The sequence below is a fragment of the Streptomyces liliifuscus genome (genome assembly GCF_016598615.1).
Classification (GTDB): Bacteria; Actinomycetota; Actinomycetes; order Streptomycetales; family Streptomycetaceae; genus Streptomyces; species Streptomyces liliifuscus.
This window is the reverse complement of sequence record NZ_CP066831.1, coordinates 3,572,451-3,587,782: the sequence shown is the minus strand read 5'-3', so window position 1 is coordinate 3,587,782 and position 15,332 is coordinate 3,572,451. Positions and strand designations below refer to the sequence as shown.

12 protein-coding genes are annotated in these 15,332 nt (G+C 71.0%); 10 read left to right on the top strand and 2 right to left on the bottom strand.

The window, feature by feature from the left end; genetic code table 11:
- The first annotated feature begins 4 nt into the window (after positions 1 to 4).
- From gatA to JEQ17_RS14995, 9 genes are all read left to right on the top strand, one after another.
- Positions 5 to 1,510, top strand: coding sequence for an Asp-tRNA(Asn)/Glu-tRNA(Gln) amidotransferase subunit GatA (gene gatA / locus JEQ17_RS15035; protein WP_200395731.1), 1,506 nt, complete (start codon positions 5 to 7; stop codon positions 1,508 to 1,510).
- Positions 1,507 to 1,749, top strand: a complete 243-nt coding sequence (locus JEQ17_RS15030) for a hypothetical protein (protein WP_055614821.1) — start codon at positions 1,507 to 1,509, stop codon at positions 1,747 to 1,749. The genes gatA and JEQ17_RS15030 overlap by 4 nt, the downstream gene beginning before the upstream one ends.
- Positions 1,750 to 1,765: 16 nt before the next feature.
- On the top strand, positions 1,766 to 3,277 hold the full coding sequence (gatB, locus tag JEQ17_RS15025; protein ID WP_200395730.1) for an Asp-tRNA(Asn)/Glu-tRNA(Gln) amidotransferase subunit GatB: 1,512 nt from the start codon (positions 1,766 to 1,768) through the stop codon (positions 3,275 to 3,277).
- A 299-nt stretch (positions 3,278 to 3,576) separates the two neighbouring features.
- A complete protein-coding gene (locus JEQ17_RS15020; RefSeq protein WP_200395729.1) occupies positions 3,577 to 5,832 on the top strand; it encodes an MMPL family transporter in 2,256 nt (751 codons plus the stop codon).
- On the top strand, positions 5,810 to 6,376 hold the full coding sequence (locus tag JEQ17_RS15015) for a GNAT family N-acetyltransferase (RefSeq protein WP_200395728.1): 567 nt from the start codon (positions 5,810 to 5,812) through the stop codon (positions 6,374 to 6,376). Before JEQ17_RS15020 ends, JEQ17_RS15015 begins: the two co-directional genes overlap by 23 nt.
- 120 nt (positions 6,377 to 6,496) lie before the next feature.
- Positions 6,497 to 7,108 (top strand): hypothetical protein, encoded by a 612-nt coding sequence (locus JEQ17_RS15010; protein ID WP_200395727.1) that lies wholly within the window; start codon positions 6,497 to 6,499, stop codon positions 7,106 to 7,108.
- A gap of 174 nt (positions 7,109 to 7,282) precedes the next feature.
- Positions 7,283 to 7,477 (top strand): hypothetical protein, encoded by a 195-nt coding sequence (locus tag JEQ17_RS15005; RefSeq protein ID WP_200395726.1) that lies wholly within the window; start codon positions 7,283 to 7,285, stop codon positions 7,475 to 7,477.
- An 830-nt stretch (positions 7,478 to 8,307) separates the two neighbouring features.
- On the top strand, positions 8,308 to 11,352 hold the full coding sequence (locus JEQ17_RS15000; protein ID WP_200395725.1) for a helix-turn-helix transcriptional regulator: 3,045 nt from the start codon (positions 8,308 to 8,310) through the stop codon (positions 11,350 to 11,352).
- A 104-nt stretch (positions 11,353 to 11,456) separates the two neighbouring features.
- Positions 11,457 to 11,720 (top strand): DUF6191 domain-containing protein, encoded by a 264-nt coding sequence (locus JEQ17_RS14995; protein WP_200402112.1) that lies wholly within the window; start codon positions 11,457 to 11,459, stop codon positions 11,718 to 11,720.
- Between the two features lie 21 nt (positions 11,721 to 11,741).
- Here the strand turns inward: JEQ17_RS14995 and JEQ17_RS14990 are convergent, their stop codons facing one another.
- Together JEQ17_RS14990 and JEQ17_RS14985 are read right to left on the bottom strand one after the other, a co-directional pair.
- Entirely contained in the window at positions 11,742 to 12,884 is a 1,143-nt protein-coding gene (locus JEQ17_RS14990; protein ID WP_407700150.1) for a PQQ-dependent sugar dehydrogenase, read from the bottom strand.
- Between the two features lie 145 nt (positions 12,885 to 13,029).
- Positions 13,030 to 14,037 carry an aldo/keto reductase gene (locus tag JEQ17_RS14985; RefSeq protein ID WP_200395723.1) on the bottom strand — a complete coding sequence of 336 codons (1,008 nt, stop codon included), beginning with the start codon at positions 14,035 to 14,037 and terminating at the stop codon, positions 13,030 to 13,032.
- A gap of 75 nt (positions 14,038 to 14,112) precedes the next feature.
- Between JEQ17_RS14985 and JEQ17_RS14980 the strand changes: the two genes are divergently transcribed.
- Entirely contained in the window at positions 14,113 to 15,054 is a 942-nt protein-coding gene (locus JEQ17_RS14980) for a 2-hydroxyacid dehydrogenase (RefSeq protein ID WP_200395722.1), read from the top strand.
- The last annotated feature ends 278 nt before the right edge of the window (positions 15,055 to 15,332 follow it).

Here is a 15,332-nt window from a genome sequence, read left to right as displayed (position 1 = left end):
CACCATGACGGACAGCAACGTCAACATCATCAAGCTCACCGCCGCGGAGATCGCCTCCAAGATCGCCGCGGGCGAGCTCACCGCCGTCGAGGTCACCGAGGCGCATCTCGCGCGCATCGAGGCCGTCGACGAGAAGGTGCACGCCTTCCTGCACGTCGACCGGGACGGGGCGCTCGCCCAGGCCCGTGCCGTCGACGAGAAGCGCGCCAACGGCGAGAAGCTCGGGCCGCTCGCCGGTGTGCCTCTCGCGCTCAAGGACATCTTCACCACCGAGGGCATCCCGACGACCGTCGGCTCGAAGATCCTCGAAGGCTGGATCCCGCCGTACGACGCGACGCTCACCAAGCGGCTGAAGGCCGCCGACGTCGTCATTCTCGGCAAGACCAACATGGACGAGTTCGCCATGGGGTCCAGCACCGAGAACAGCGCGTACGGGCCGACCGGGAACCCGTGGGACCTCACCCGCATCCCCGGCGGATCCGGCGGCGGTTCGTCCGCCGCGCTCGCCTCCTACCAGGCGCCCCTCGCCATCGGCACGGACACCGGCGGCTCCATCCGCCAGCCCGCCTCCGTCACCGGCACGGTCGGCGTGAAGCCGACGTACGGCGCCGTCTCGCGGTACGGCATGGTCGCGTTCTCGTCCTCCCTCGACCAGGGCGGGCCCTGCGCCCGTACGGTCCTCGACGCCGCCCTCCTCCACGAGGTCATCGCCGGGCACGACCCCCTCGACTCCACCTCGATCGACGCGCCCGTCCCGGCCGTGGTCGAGGCCGCCCGCAACGGCAGCGTCGACGGGATGCGCGTCGGTGTCGTCAAGCAGTTCCGCGGCGAGGGCTACCAGGCCGGTGTCGTGCAGCGCTTCGACGAGTCCGTCTCGCTCCTCAAGGAGCTGGGCGCCGAGATCGTCGAGCTGGACTGCCCGTCCTTCGACCTCGCCCTTTCGGCGTACTACCTCATCGCCCCGTCCGAGTGTTCGAGCAACCTCGCCCGCTTCGACGGCCTGCGCTACGGCCTGCGCACCGGCGACGACGGCACGCACTCCGCCGAGGAGGTCACCGCCCTCACCCGTGAGGCGGGCTTCGGTGACGAGGTCAAGCGCCGCATCATGCTCGGCACGTACGCGCTCAGCTCCGGCTACTACGACGCGTACTACGGCAGCGCCCAGAAGGTCCGTACGCTCATCACGCGCGACTTCGAGAAGGCGTTCGAGCAGGTGGACGTGATCGTCTCGCCCACGACGCCGACCACCGCCTTCCCGATCGGCGAGCGCGCCGACGACCCGATGGCGATGTACCTCGCGGACCTGTGCACCATTCCGACGAACCTCGCGGGCAACGCCGCGATGTCGCTGCCCTGCGGTCTCGCGCCGGAGGACAACCTGCCCGTGGGCCTGCAGATCATCGCCCCCGCGATGCAGGACGACCGCCTTTACAAGGTGGGAGCCGCCGTCGAGGCCGCGTTCGTGGAACGCTGGGGGCACCCGCTGATCGAGGAGGCTCCGTCGTTGTGAGTGCCACGGCCAACAAGGCAAAGAACTTCAAGAAGTCGAAGAAGGGGCTGTACCTGTCGCTCGGCAGTACGGCGTTCGGCGCGATCAGCGTCGCCAAGCAGGCCAAGCTGGCCCGCAGCGACGGGGACACCCTGAGGCTCATCGACGCCGCCGTTTCCGCCGCCGCCATCGTCACCGGCCTTGCGATCATCTACCGGGAGCTCAAGCGCCTCGGTGACGACGACGTCCTGCTGGGCTGAGAGGGAAAGTTTCACCGTGACTGTCACGACTGACCTGGTGTCGTACGAGGACGCGCTGGCGTCGTACGACCCCGTCATGGGCCTCGAAGTCCATGTCGAACTCGGCACCAAGACCAAGATGTTCTGCGGCTGCTCCACCGAGCTGGGCGCCGAGCCCAACTCGCAGGCCTGCCCGACGTGCCTCGGCATGCCCGGCGCGCTGCCGGTCGTCAACGCGATCGGCGTCGAGTCCGCGATCAAGATCGGCCTCGCGCTGCACTGCGAGATCGCCGAGTGGTGCCGCTTCGCCCGGAAGAACTACTTCTATCCGGACATGCCGAAGAACTTCCAGACCTCCCAGTACGACGAGCCGATCGCCTTCAACGGCTATCTGGACGTCCAGCTGGAGGACGGCGAGGTCTTCCGCGTGGAGATCGAGCGCGCCCACATGGAGGAGGACACCGGCAAGTCGCTGCACGTCGGCGGCGCGACCGGCCGTATCCACGGCGCCTCGCACTCGCTGCTCGACTACAACCGCGCCGGCATCCCGCTCATCGAGATCGTCACCAAGCCGATCGAGGGCGCCGGCGAGCGCGCTCCCGAGGTCGCCAAGGCGTACGTCGCCGAGCTGCGCGAACTCATCAAGGCGCTCGGCGTCTCGGAGGCCCGCATGGAGCAGGGCCAGATGCGCTGCGACGTGAACCTTTCGCTGCGCCCGCACGGCCGCGAGAAGTTCGGCACCCGGAGCGAGACGAAGAACGTCAACTCGCTGCGGTCCGTCGAGCGCGCGGCCCGTTTCGAGATCCAGCGGCACGCCGCGGTTCTCGACAGCGGCGGAACGATCGTCCAGGAGACCCGCCACTTCCACGAGGACACGGGCTCCACGACATCGGGCCGGGTGAAGGAGGAGGCGGAGGACTACCGCTACTTCCCCGAGCCGGACCTCGTGCCGATCGCCCCGTCGCGCGAGTGGGTCGAGGAGCTGCGCGCGGGCCTGCCCGAGCAGCCGCTGGCCCGGCGCAACCGGCTGCGCGAGGAGTGGGGCATCACCGCCCACGACATGCAGTCGATCCTCAACGCCGGTGCCATCGACTCCATCGTCGCCACCATCGCGGCGGGCGCCGACGCGGCCTCCGCCCGCAAGTGGTGGATGGGCGAACTGGCGCGTACGGCGAACGAGTCGGGTGTGTCCCTGGACGCGCTGGCCATCACGCCCGAGCAGGTCGCCCGGGTGACCGCCCTGGTCAACGAGGGTTCCCTCAACGACAAGCTGGCCCGCCAGGTCATCGAGGGCGTCCTCAAGGGCGAGGGCACCCCGGACGAGGTCGTCGAGAAGCGCGGTCTGAAGGTCGTCTCCGACGAGGGCGCCCTGACGACGGCCGTCGAGGAGGCCATCGCCGGCAACGCGGCCATCGCGGACAAGATCCGCGGAGGCAAGGTCGCCGCCGTGGGCGCCCTCGTGGGCGCGGTCATGAAGGCCACGCGCGGGCAGGCCGACGCGGCCCGCGTGAAGGAGCTCATCCTGGAGAAGCTGGGCGTCGAGGGCTGAGCCCTGAACGCCGTGGCGGTCTCATGCGTACAAGTCCTTGAGGCCGCTCACTCCTACCGCGTGTAGGTCGATCGGGGGGTGCATCGGGACCGATGCACCCCCCATTGGCGTGTCTGCGGACGTCGTGCGGGGCTACAGAGTTCATTGGATTGTCGTGTGAACTGCCTCGCACTCTTGTGAGTAAACCCACGAATGAGGCCAACGATCACTTTCGGCTGCAAGAGTGATAACGAATTGGTCATGCGTTCTTTGCGGGCAGTTCCCGATAAAGATCCACATAACACCCAGGGAGCTCGTCCGTGGCAGCTCTAGCACGTTGGTGTGTCCAGCACCGCCTCGTCGCCGTACTGCTCTGGCTCCTTGCCTTCGGCGGGATCACCGCCGCCGCCGCCGTCACCGGAACCGCGTACTCGAACGACTACGAGGCGCCGGGCACCGAATCGGGCCGCGCCAGCCAGCTCCTCCAGGACGGATTCCCCGGCCTCGGCGGCGACAGCGACACCGTTGTCTGGCACACCACCTCCGGCACGGTCCGTGCCGCGGACGTCGAGCAGACCATGAGCCACACCCTCGACGAGATCGCCGACCTGCCCGGAGTGGCCGCGGTCGCCAGCCCGTACAAGGGCCACGGCGCGGACCAGATCAGCGGCGACGGACGTACGGCCTACGCCACCGTGACCTTCGACGACCCGGCCGAGGACATCGACCAGGGCGAGGCCACGGCCGTCGTCGACACCGCGAAGGCCGCCGGGACGGACGGACTCCAGGTGGAGCTGGGCGGCCAGGCCGTCGCCCTCACCGAGTCGTCGGGCGGCCACATCGCCGAGGTCGTCGGCGTGATCGTCGCCGCCGTCGTCCTCTTCCTCGCCTTCGGCTCCCTGGCCGCCTCGCTGCTGCCCATCGCCACGGCCCTGGTCAGCGTCGGCACCGCGTACGCCGGGATCGCGCTCCTCGGGCACGCCATGACCGTCGCCGACTTCGCGCCGATGCTCGGCATGCTGATCGGACTCGGCGTCGGCATCGACTACGCGCTGTTCATAGTCACCAGACACCGACGCGGCCTGAAACGCGGACTCTCCGTCGAGGAGGCCGCACGGAACGCGGTCGCCACCACCGGGCGCGCGGTCGTCTTCGCCGGCGCCACCGTCTGTATCGCCCTGCTCGGCATGCTCATACTGCGGCTCGGCTTCCTCAACGGCGTCGCGATCGCCGCGTCCCTCACCGTGGTCCTCACCGTCGCGGCCTCCGTGACCCTGCTGCCCGCGCTGCTCTCCTTCATCGGCATGCGCGCCCTCAGCCGCCGTGAGCGCCGCCGCCTGGACGAACACGGCCCCCAGCCGGAGATCCCCACCGGGCTCGCCGCACGCTGGTCCGCCTTCGTCGAGAAGCACCCCAAACTCCTCGGCGGCGTCGCCCTGGCCGTCATGGCCCTGCTCGCGCTCCCGACGTTCTCCCTGCACCTGGGCACCTCCGACCAGGGCAACAACCCGGAGACGGCCACCACACGACAGGCGTACGACCTGCTCGCCGACGGCTTCGGACCCGGACTGAACGGGCCGCTGACCCTCGTCACACACGTCGGCGGGGCCCAGGACCGGGTCGCCCTCGACAACCTCGACGCCACGCTCAGGGCGACCGAGGGTGTCCGGACGGCGACCCCGGTGACGTACAACAACGCCGGTGACACCGCCTACCTCAGCGTCGTACCGACGTCCTCGCCGCAGTCCGAGCGGACCAGCGACCTCGTCGACCGGCTGCGCGACGAGGTGCTGCCGCGGGCCGAGACCGGGACCACGCTCGACCTGCAGGTCGGCGGCATGACCGCCGGGTACGACGACTTCGCCGATGTCATCGTCGGCAAACTGCCCCTCTTCGTGGGCGTCGTCATCGGCCTCGGCTGCGTCCTGCTGCTGCTCGCCTTCCGCTCCATCGGCATCCCGCTGAAGGCCGCCGCGATGAACATCGCGGCCGTCGCCGCCTCCTTCGGAGTCGTCGTCGCGATCTTCCAGTGGGGCTGGGGCAGCGAACTGCTCGGCCTCGGCCGCGCGGGCCCGATCGAACCGTTCCTGCCCGTGATCATGGTCTCCGTGCTCTTCGGGCTCTCCATGGACTACCAGGTGTTCCTGGTCAGCAGGATGTACGAGGAGTGGCTGGAGACCGGCGACAACCGGCGGGCCGTGCGCGTGGGCCTCGCCGAGACCAGCCGGGTGATCAACTCCGCCGCCGTCATCATGATCTCGGTCTTCCTGGCCTTCGTGCTCAGCGGCGACCGCGTCATCGCGATGTTCGGCATAGCGCTCGCCGCGGCCGTCGCCCTCGACGCCTTCGTGCTGCGTACGCTCCTGGTGCCGGCCCTGATGCACATGCTGGGCGGCGCCAACTGGTGGCTGCCCCGCTGGCTCGACCGGCGCCTGCCGCGCATCAGCATCGAGCCGCCGGAAACCCGTACCGTCGACGCGGAGGGCCGTGCGAGGATCCCCGGGGCGCGCGAGGACGCGCTCGTGGAGGTTCTCGTGAAGGAGCAGCAGCAGGATGTACGCGATATCCCTGGGTGACGACGGCGCCGAACTGCGGCCCCTGGAGCCGTGGCACGCGGAGGAGTTCCTGGCGCACCTCGACCGGGGGCGCGAGTTCATCGGGCAGCACATTCCGTTCGGGACCAAGGCCGTCGACGTCGACTCCGCGAGGGAACTCCTTCAGGCGTACGCCGACAAGCGGGCCACCGACAGCGGCAGCCTGCACGGGCTGTGGCTGGAGGGGAAGCTGGTCGGCGGGGTGCTGTTCCTCCACTTCGACGCCGAGCGGGGCACCTGCGAGGTCGGCTGCTGGCTGGAGCCGGCCGGTGTGGGGCGCGGACTGGTCACGCGCGCCATGCGGATCCTCATCGACTGGGCGGTCGAGGAGCGGGGCGTCCACCGCGTGGAGTGGCAGGCGTCGTCCGCCAACGAACCGAGCATCAACGTGGCGCGGCGGCTGGGCATGAACCGTGACGGGGTGCTCAGGGAGAGCTTCCCGTACCGGGGCGTACGCCAGAACCTGGAAGTGTGGTCGGTGCTCGCGCCCGAGTGGCGTGCCGCACGCGCGCGTGCCTGGAAGTGACGTCCCGACCGTGCTCGGGGCGATGGCGCACGGGCGTCGAGTAAGGCGAAAAGCCGCCCGGCGCGTGAGGATCTTGGGATCTTTAAGAAATTCTCAGACAGCGTCCGTACGGTGCGGAGCATGGGAACCAAGACAGAGGACGAAGCCGGAACCAAGACCGGCACCGAGGTACAGCGCGACGAGGAGGCCGTGAAGCTCAGCAAGGGCGACGGGACGGCCGCGATCGGGGAGGTCGAGGAGGCCGGGGCCGCCGAGGCGGCTGACGACCAGGCCGACTCAGAGGTCCTCGGCGAGGACGAGGACGACGAGCTGGTGGTCGCGGCCGAGCGCGGTTCCGGCGTGGGCCTGGGTGCCGCCGCCGTCGTGTCCGCCGGACTCGGTGTCGTGTCGCTGACCGGCAGCTGGGTCGGCACCATCGCGCAGGCGCGCGACTCGCTGTACGGCCAGCTGGAGACCGCGCAGAGCGCCGGTGTGGCCGAGCAGATCAAGCAGGTCTACGCCGACTCCTGGAACGCCAACGCGCTGGTCGCCGGGTTCTTCGCGCTGACCGCGCTGATCGTCGGCGTCGTGGTGCTGGTCCGGCCCGCGTTCGGCAACCCGGACCGGATCCCGGTCCAGGCCCCGTGGGTCAAGTCGGTCGCCTGGGCGGGTGTCGCGCTCGGTGTCGTCGGCCTTCTGCTGGCCGCGCTCAAGTACTCCGACATCCTGCTCGGCATGCCGTCCACGAGCTGAAAACCGCACGTCTGAGGGGCCTTAGTCCCGCCGTAGGCCACTTACGGCGGGACTAAGGCCCTTCCTGCGCCCAAGATGCGGAACTCTCCCGATGTGGCGCACCCCCCTTGGAGACGAAGGTTGAGGCATCGCAACAGAGCGAAGCCGGAAACAACACTTCACGAGGGGTACGAGATGTTCGAGTACGAGCTCCAGCAGATCCGCACCGCGGAGATGATCCGCGAGGCCGACAACTACCGACTGGTCCGCGAGGCCGTCCGCAGCCGCCGTGCCGCCCGGCGCGAGGCCGCGCGATCCGGCCGCGACGACAGCGAGGGGCGGGTGCATAGCCGGCGCCACCGCACACCCCGGTCCGCACGCGTCGCGTGAGCACCGGGACGGGCGAGGGCGGCCGCACGGGGGTCGGCCGCCCTCAGCACGACAACCCCACAACGACCGCCCACCCGATCACGACCACCCCCTCCAACCCCCCGGGCCCGCCCGCAACCGCGGCCGGGCCCGAGGCCTTGAAGGGGGCCGCCGGGGGGCGTGGGCGGGCGGCCGAGAGAGGGGCTGAGGTTGGGGGCGGGCCCGAGGTCCGGGGTGAGCTTGAGGCTGTGGGCGGGCCCGAGGCCGCGGGTAGGTCCGGGGCCGGGGGTGAGCTTGAGGCTGTGGGCAAGCCCGGGAGCATAGGCAGGTACCGAGCGGCGGGCGGGCCCGAGGCCGTGCGCACGTCAGAGGTTGTGGGCGGGTCCGCGGCCACACACGGGCTCGAAGCGGCGGGTGAGCCCGAGGGCATGGGCAGGCTTGAAGCGGCGGGTGAGCCCGAGGGCATGGGCAGGCTTGAAGCGGTGGGTGAGCCCGAGGTTGTGAGCAGCAGGCTCGTGGACGTGGGCAAGGCCGAGGCTGTGGGCGGAACCGGGGCCGGGACCGGGGCCGTAGACAGGCCTGAGGCTGTGGGCGGGACCGGAGCTGCCGGCAGGCTCGTGGCCGTGGGCAGGGCCGAGGGTGTGGGCGGGACCGGGATCGCGGGCAGGCCTGCTGCCGTGGGCAGGGCCGAGGTCGTTCGTGGGCTCGTGGACAGGGGGAGGGCCGAGGTCGTGGGCGGGACCGGGGGCGTCGGCAGGCTCAGGGGCGCGGGTGAGTCTGAGGGCCTGGGCAGGTCCGGAGGCCCGGGGGCGGGCGGGATAACCAGTGCCGTTGTGTCAGAGCCCTGTGCGATGCTCGGCGTTGTGGAGACCAGGTCCGTCAGTCCGGTCTTCGTCGGCAGGGTCGACGAACTGGGCGTGCTGAACGACGCGCTCGCCCGTGCCGCCGCGGGCGAGCCGCGGGCGTTGCTGCTCGGCGGTGAGGCCGGGGTCGGAAAGACCCGGCTCATCGAGGAGTTCGCCACCGCGGCCTGCCGCGAGGGAGCCGTCGTGGCGCTCGGCGGCTGCGTCGAGATCGGCGCCGACGGCCTGCCCTTCGCCCCCTTCTCCACCGCGCTGCGCGCCCTGCGCCGCCATCTGCCCGACGAACTGGCCGTCGCGGCCGCGGGCCAGGAGGAGGAACTGGCCCGGCTGCTGCCCGAGCTGGGCGACACCTCACGCGGGCGGCACGACGAGGACGGCATGGCCCGCCTCTTCGAACTCACCGTCCGGCTGCTGGAGCGCGTCGCCGCCGACCGCCCGGTCGTCGTACTCCTGGAGGACCTGCACTGGGCCGACGCCTCGACCCGCCACCTCCTCGCCTACCTCTTCCGCACACTCCGCAGCGGCCGCCTCCTCGTCGTCGCCACCTACCGCGCCGACGACATCCACCGCCGCCACCCCCTGCGCCCGCTGCTCGCCGAACTCGACCGGCTGCGCACCGTCCGCCGTATCGAACTCGGCCGTTTCAGCCGCGCGGAGGTCGGCCGCCAGATCGCCGGAATCATCGCCTCCGAACCCGATCCGACCCAGGTCGACGAGATCTTCACGCGCTCCGACGGGAACGCGTTCTTCGTCGAGGAACTGGCCGTGGCCGTGCACGACGGCTGCCGCACCGGCCTCACCGACTCCCTGCGCGATCTGCTCCTCGTACGCGTCGAGAGCCTGCCCGAGAGCTCCCAGCGGGTCGCCAGGATCGTCGCCGAGGGCGGCTCCACCGTGGAGTACCGGCTGCTCGCCGCCGTGGCACGGCTCTCCGAGGACGACCTCATCGAGGCGCTGCGGGCCGCCGTCGGCGCCAACATCCTGCTCGCGACGCCCGACGGGGACGGCTACCGCTTCCGCCACTCCCTGGTGCGCGAGGCCGTCGGCGACGACCTGCTGCCCGGCGAGCGCTCCCGCCTCAACCGCCGGTACGCGGAAGCGCTGGAGGCCGACCCCACGCTCGTCCCGGCCGACGAGCGCGCCGCCCGCCTGGCCAGCCACTGGTACCACGCGCACGACGCGGCGAAGGCCCTGCCCGCCGTCCTCGACGCCTCCGTCGCGGCCCGCCGCCGGCACGCCTACTCGGAGCAACTGCGGCTCCTGGAGCGGGCGATGGAGCTCTGGGACACGTCCCCCGACTCCGTACGCGCCGAACTGCGGCCCGTCGACTACACCGAGGTCTATCCGCCGTGCGGCTGCGACCCGGCCACCACACCGCTGCGCTACCTCGACCTGATGGCCGAGGCCGCCGTCGCGGGCCGGTTCTGCGGGGAGCGCGAGCGCGCACTGAAGATCACCAAGCGGGCCCTGCATCTCCTGGAGGACGAGGACGATCCGCTGCGCGCGGCCTGGTTCTGGATCCAGCGCTCCCGTCTCATCGAGGCGGTGGCCCGCGGCGACGGCTGGAAGGAACTCGCCACCGCCCAGGAGCTGGTGCGAGGACTGCCACCGTCCGAGGTGCACGCCGACGTCCTCGCGCATGTCGCCAACTGGTCGATGATGCACAGGCCGGGACCGGAAGCCCTCCAGGCCGCCGAGCGAGCCGTGGAGTACGCCCGGATGGTCGGCGCCCGCGACATCGAGCTGAACGCGCGGCTCACCCTGGGCGGCCTCCTCGTCGAGTCGGGCGACATCGAGGCGGGGCTCGCCGAGGTGCACGAGGTCAAGGAGCGGGCCGGGGAGATCGGCGCCGCCTATGTGGTGGGCCGCGCCCATGTGAACCTGCCCTCCCACCTGGAGGGCATCGGCCGCTCCCAGGACGCCGTCCCGATCCTTGAGGAAGGGGTCGAACTGGCCCGCAAGTTCGGGCTGTTGGACACCGAGGCCTGGGTGTGGGGCAATCTTGCCGAGTCCCTCTTCTCCCTGGGCCGCTGGGACGAGGCGGGTGCGGCCGGGTTCAACTCGGACCGCGTCGGCCAGAGCGCCAAGCCCCGCGGCTTCCGCACCACCCTCCACGCCCATCTCGCGCGCGCCCGGGGCGACCTGCCCGAGGCCGGCCGCCAACTGGCCGCCGCGCGGGAGCACTTCGGCACCCACGACACCGTGCCCCAGCACGCGCTGCCGCTGACCGCCCTCGCGATCGGCACGGCCGCCGACGAGGGCCGCCTCCTCGATGCCCGTACCGAACTGGACGAGGCCCTGAACACCGGCTTCCCGCCGGGCACCCAGCGCTACGCCTGGCCCCTGCTGCTCGCCGCCGCGACCGCGGAGGCCGATGCCCGCGGACTGCCTGTCGCCGAACAGGGCCGCCCGGGCGTCCTGGAACGCCTGCGCAAGGCCGCCAAGTCCCTCGCCACGAACGTGCCCGTCTGGCAGGCCCACGAGCACTGGGTGCGCGCCGAACTGCTGCGCGCCGAGGGCCGGGACACCCCGGACGACTGGTCCGAGGCGGTCACCGCCTTCGAACCCCTTGAGCGTCCGTACGACCTCGCCCGGGTGCGGCACCGGCTCGCGGAGTCCCTGCTGGCCTCCGGAGGCGGTGAGGAGGAACGGGATCGCGCCACGGAACTGCTGCGACTGGCCCGCGCCGTGGCCGACCACCTCGGCGCGCGCCCGCTCGCCGATGCGGTCACCCTGCTCGCCCAGCGCGCCCGCCTCACCCTCGCCCGCGCTCCCGAGCGGTCCGCTCCCACGGACCCGGCCGAGGCGCTCGGGCTGACGAGCCGCGAACGCGACGTCCTCCGGCTGGTCGCCGCAGGCCGCAGCAACCGCCAGATCGCCGAGGAGCTCTTCATCTCCCCGAAGACGGCCAGCGTCCACGTCTCCAACATCCTCGGCAAGCTCAACGTCTCCGGCCGAGGCGAGGCGGCCGCGCTCGCGCACCGGATGCGGCTGTTCCCGCCCCACCCGGCCGGCGCCCGGACGGCCGGGTGAGATCCACGCGGACAGGGGTACGCAGACGGATCCGGCCAGTGGGATCCACGCCGTGAGGTCTACGCTGTAATAGACCCCGGGGCGAGGGAGGCACCGTGTTCAACATGATCGAGGAGCTTTTCGCACCAGGCCGCAAGCACACCGACGAGGAACGCAAGCGGCTGGAACTGACCCGCGTGGACCTGAACGACGGGGACCCCGGACGAGGCCCGATAGACCTCGCCTCCGGCAAGGTGACCGTCCGCCTGCCGACACAGGCCGGCGACGAGACCGGGCCGGACCGGGCCGAGACCCCGGAGCAGGCCCCGGCCACAGTTACGGACCCAGCGCCGACCCCTGCCCCGGCCCCCGAGGAAGCTCCCGAATAGACGCCCCCGCTCTCGGGTGTCCTATGTGACCTCCAGCTCCAGAATCTTGTCGTCACCCGACTCCGGAGTGCCCCGGCCGTCCGTCTCGCTCGTCACCAGCCACAGCTTGTTGCCGCCCGCCGAGACCACCGTGCGCAGACGGCCGTAGTCGCCCTCCAGGAAGGCCTGGGGGTCCGCCGACTCCTCCGTGCCGTTGAGCGGGATGCGCCACAGCCGCTTGCCGCGCAGCCCCGCCATCCAGATCGAGCCCTCCGCGTAGGCGATGCCGCTGGGGGAGGCCTCGTCGGTGCTCCACTGGTCGATCGGGTTGTGGTATTTGGAGTCGTCGGACTGGCCCTCCGCCTCCGGCCAGCCGTAGTTGTCGCCCGGCTTGATGTGGTTCAGCTCGTCCCAGGTGTCCTGGCCGAACTCGGAGGCGAACAGGCGCTGCTTGGAGTCCCAGGCGAGGCCCTGCACATTGCGGTGGCCGTACGAGTAGACCGGCGAGTTGAACGGGTTGCCCGGGGCCGGCTCGCCCTCCGGGGTCAGACGGAGGATCTTGCCGCCGGTGGACTTCTTGTCCTGGGCCAGTTCGGTGACGTAGGTCTCGCCCGTGCCCACGTACAGCATCTTGTCCGGGCCGAAGGCGATCCGGCCGCCGTTGTGGTTGGTGCCCTTCGGGATGCCCCTGAACACCGTGTCGGGTGCGCCCAGCTGCTCACCGGCCGGCTTCTTCGCGTCGTACAGCATGCGCACGATGCGGTTGTCCGAGTCCGAGGTGAAGTAGGCGTAGACCATGTGGTCCGACGCGTACGAAGGGGAGAGGGCCAGGCCCATCAGGCCGCCCTCGCCGGCGGGGGCGACTCCGGGCACGGAGCCCAGCTCGGTCTTCCTGCCGGTCTTCTCGTCGACCCGGGTGATCGTCCCCTCGTCCCGCGAGGACACCAGGAGGCCGCCCTCGGGCAGTGGCGCCAGGCCCCAGGGGGTCTTCAGACCCTCGGTGACGGTCCGCACGACCTTCACGGAGCCCTTGGCGGGCGGGGTCTCCTCGGCCGTCTGCCCGGAGGCCGGGGCCGAGGCGCCGGGCTCCGAGCTGGCCGGAGACGTGCTCCCGCCGCCGCCCGACTCCTCCCCGTCCCCCGAGGAACACCCGGCCGTCACCAGGAGCGTGGCCGCGGCCAACATGGCCGTCACAGCTCGACGTTGCACGATCAGGATCCCTTCGACGCGGCAGGTTCTACTTTTCATACACCGCGAGTGCTCCGCAGGTTCCCACTTGGACGGATCAAGCTGTCTTCGCGACCGGGGCCGGACCCCTGAACCGTACGGCTCAGTCCCAGGATCCCCGTGCCGAAGGCAGTCCCGCCACCTCTGCCAGATCCTCCGTCGTCAGGCGCAGTCCGGCCGCCCCCGCGTTCTCCGCGGCCCAGCACTCCCGCTTGGTCCCCGGCACCGGCACCACGTGACGCCCTCGCGCGAGCACCCACGCGAGCGCCACCTGCGCGGGAGTGACATCCGCCCCCTGCGCCGAGTGCCGGGCGGCTATGCGCCGCAGACCGGCGACTATCGGCTGGTTCGCGGCCATCATCTCGGCGGTGAAGCGGGGGTGCCGGGCCCGTACGTCGTCGGGTTCGAAGCCCTCTCCGGGGGTGAGCGTCCCGGTCAGGAAGCCGTTACCGAGCGGCATCGCCGCCAAGAAGCCGACGCCCCGCGCCTCGCACCACGGCAGCAGACCCTCCAGCGCCTCCGGCGACCACACGGACAGCTCGGCCTCCACCGTGCTCACCGGGAAGACCTGCTGCACCCGCTCCAGCTGGCGGATCGTTCCGTCGTGCAGCCGGGCTCCCGAACGGCGATGGGACCGCGCACCCACCGCGCACAGCCCGAGCGCCCGCACCTTGCCGGCCGAGACGAGGTCCGCCATCGCGCCCCACGTCTCCTCGACCGGCACCTCCGGGTCGGCGCGGTGCAGTTGGTACAGGTCGATGACGTCCGTCTGGAGACGGCGCAGCGAGGCGTCGCAGGCCCGCCTCACATAGCCGGGGCGGCCGTTGGCCACGATGTGCTGTTCGCCCACCAGGAGGCCGACCTTGGTCGACACGAAAGCCTCGGAACGCCGCTCCTTCAGTGCCCGTCCCACCAGCAGCTCGTTGGTGAACGGTCCGTACATGTCGGCGGTGTCCAGGAGCGTCGCGCCCCGGTCGAGGGCCGTGTGCACGGTCCGCAGCGACTCGTCGCCCCGCTGCCGCGAACCCGAGTACGCCCAGCTCATCGGCATGCACCCGAGGCCGACAGCCCCCACCTCGAGCGCCGCCGCCCCGATCGTCCTGCGCTCCACCTGGCCGTGCCCTCCCTTTCCTGGCACCCCAAACTAACCTCTGCGTCCCCAGGCGCTTCGCATAGCCTCCTGACCATGACGTACGAAGTGTGGCTTCCCTTTCACGCAGACGACCTCGACGGCCTCCCCGACGGCCCCAACTACCGCTTCTGGAACGGTGAGCAGGACTTTCCAGCCGATCCCGCCGACTGCGCCTTCTATGTCGTGCCCTACATGAAGAGCAGCGACATCTCGGTGCGCCCCCTGGCCGAAATGACGTCCGTCCAGGTCGTGCAGACCCTGTCCGCCGGTATCGACCACGTACAACCGGGCCTGCAACTGCTTCCCGAGGGCGTGCAGTTGTGCAACGCGCGCGGGGTGCACGACGCGAGCACCGCCGAACTCACCCTCACCCTGATCCTCTCCTCGCTGCGAGGCATCCCCGACTTCGTCCGTGGGCAGGACAGCGAGGAGTGGCGGTCCGGATTCCGTCCCGCGCTCGCCGACAAGTCCGTACTGATCGTGGGCTACGGAGCGGTCGGTTCGGCCATCGAGGACCGGCTCGTTCCCTTCGAGCTCGCGCGGGTGGCGCGCGTCGCGCGCTCCGCACGCGAGACGGCGCGCGGTCCCGTGCATCCGATCACCGCCTTGCCCGAACTCCTCCCGGAGGCCGATGTCGTGGTGCTCATCGCGCCCCTCACCGAGCAGACGAAAGGCCTGGCAGGGGCCGACTTCCTGGCCCGGATGAAGGACGGCGCCCTGCTCGTGAACGTCGCCCGCGGCGGAGTCGTCGACACCAAGGCGCTCCTCGCCGAGCTGGAGAGCGGCCGGATCACCGCCGCCCTTGATGTCACCGATCCCGAGCCGCTGCCCCCGGGGCACCCCTTGTGGCATGCGCCGGGTGTCCTCATCAGCCCCCACGTGGGCGGCCCGACCTCCGCGTTCTTCCCGCGCGCCAAGCGGCTCCTGGGCGACCAGTTGAACCGTTTTGTGAACCGGGAGCCGCTGCGGAACGTGGTCCTTACGACGGGCTCCTAGTCCTCCTCCACTCTCGGCCGCGCCCGGGCGGGGACCCCGACGGGCACCCTCCGCAGTCCTCCGAATGCGGGACGTGTCCGTATTCCCGCTGGTCGTCACGGAGCGTAGAGAGACTATGTCCCTGAGTGACGAGACTGGTGTATCGTCCCGACAGGGGCTGCGCCGTGCACCGTTCGGCGCCGGGGAGCGAGAGACAGCAAGAGCGAGGGGGGCGACGGGCGATGCACGGTCTATGGACCAACGATCCGACGCGGCGGGGCCGCCGACGGCGACCCTGG

Bases quoted from the DNA above. Each gene is read 5' to 3' on its own strand.
- JEQ17_RS14990 (WP_407700150.1), bottom strand. From the start codon at position 12,884: ATGTTGGCCGCGGCCACGCTCCTGGTGACGGCCGGGTGTTCCTCGGGG.
- JEQ17_RS15010 (WP_200395727.1), top strand. From the start codon at position 6,497: ATGGGAACCAAGACAGAGGACGAAGCCGGAACCAAGACCGGCACCGAG.
- JEQ17_RS15015 (WP_200395728.1), top strand. From the start codon at position 5,810: ATGTACGCGATATCCCTGGGTGACGACGGCGCCGAACTGCGGCCCCTG.
- JEQ17_RS15000 (WP_200395725.1), top strand. From the start codon at position 8,308: ATGCTCGGCGTTGTGGAGACCAGGTCCGTCAGTCCGGTCTTCGTCGGC.
- JEQ17_RS14980 (WP_200395722.1), top strand. From the start codon at position 14,113: ATGACGTACGAAGTGTGGCTTCCCTTTCACGCAGACGACCTCGACGGC.
- JEQ17_RS14995 (WP_200402112.1), top strand. From the start codon at position 11,457: ATGATCGAGGAGCTTTTCGCACCAGGCCGCAAGCACACCGACGAGGAA.
- JEQ17_RS15005 (WP_200395726.1), top strand. From the start codon at position 7,283: ATGTTCGAGTACGAGCTCCAGCAGATCCGCACCGCGGAGATGATCCGC.
- gatA (WP_200395731.1), top strand. From the start codon at position 5: ATGACGGACAGCAACGTCAACATCATCAAGCTCACCGCCGCGGAGATC.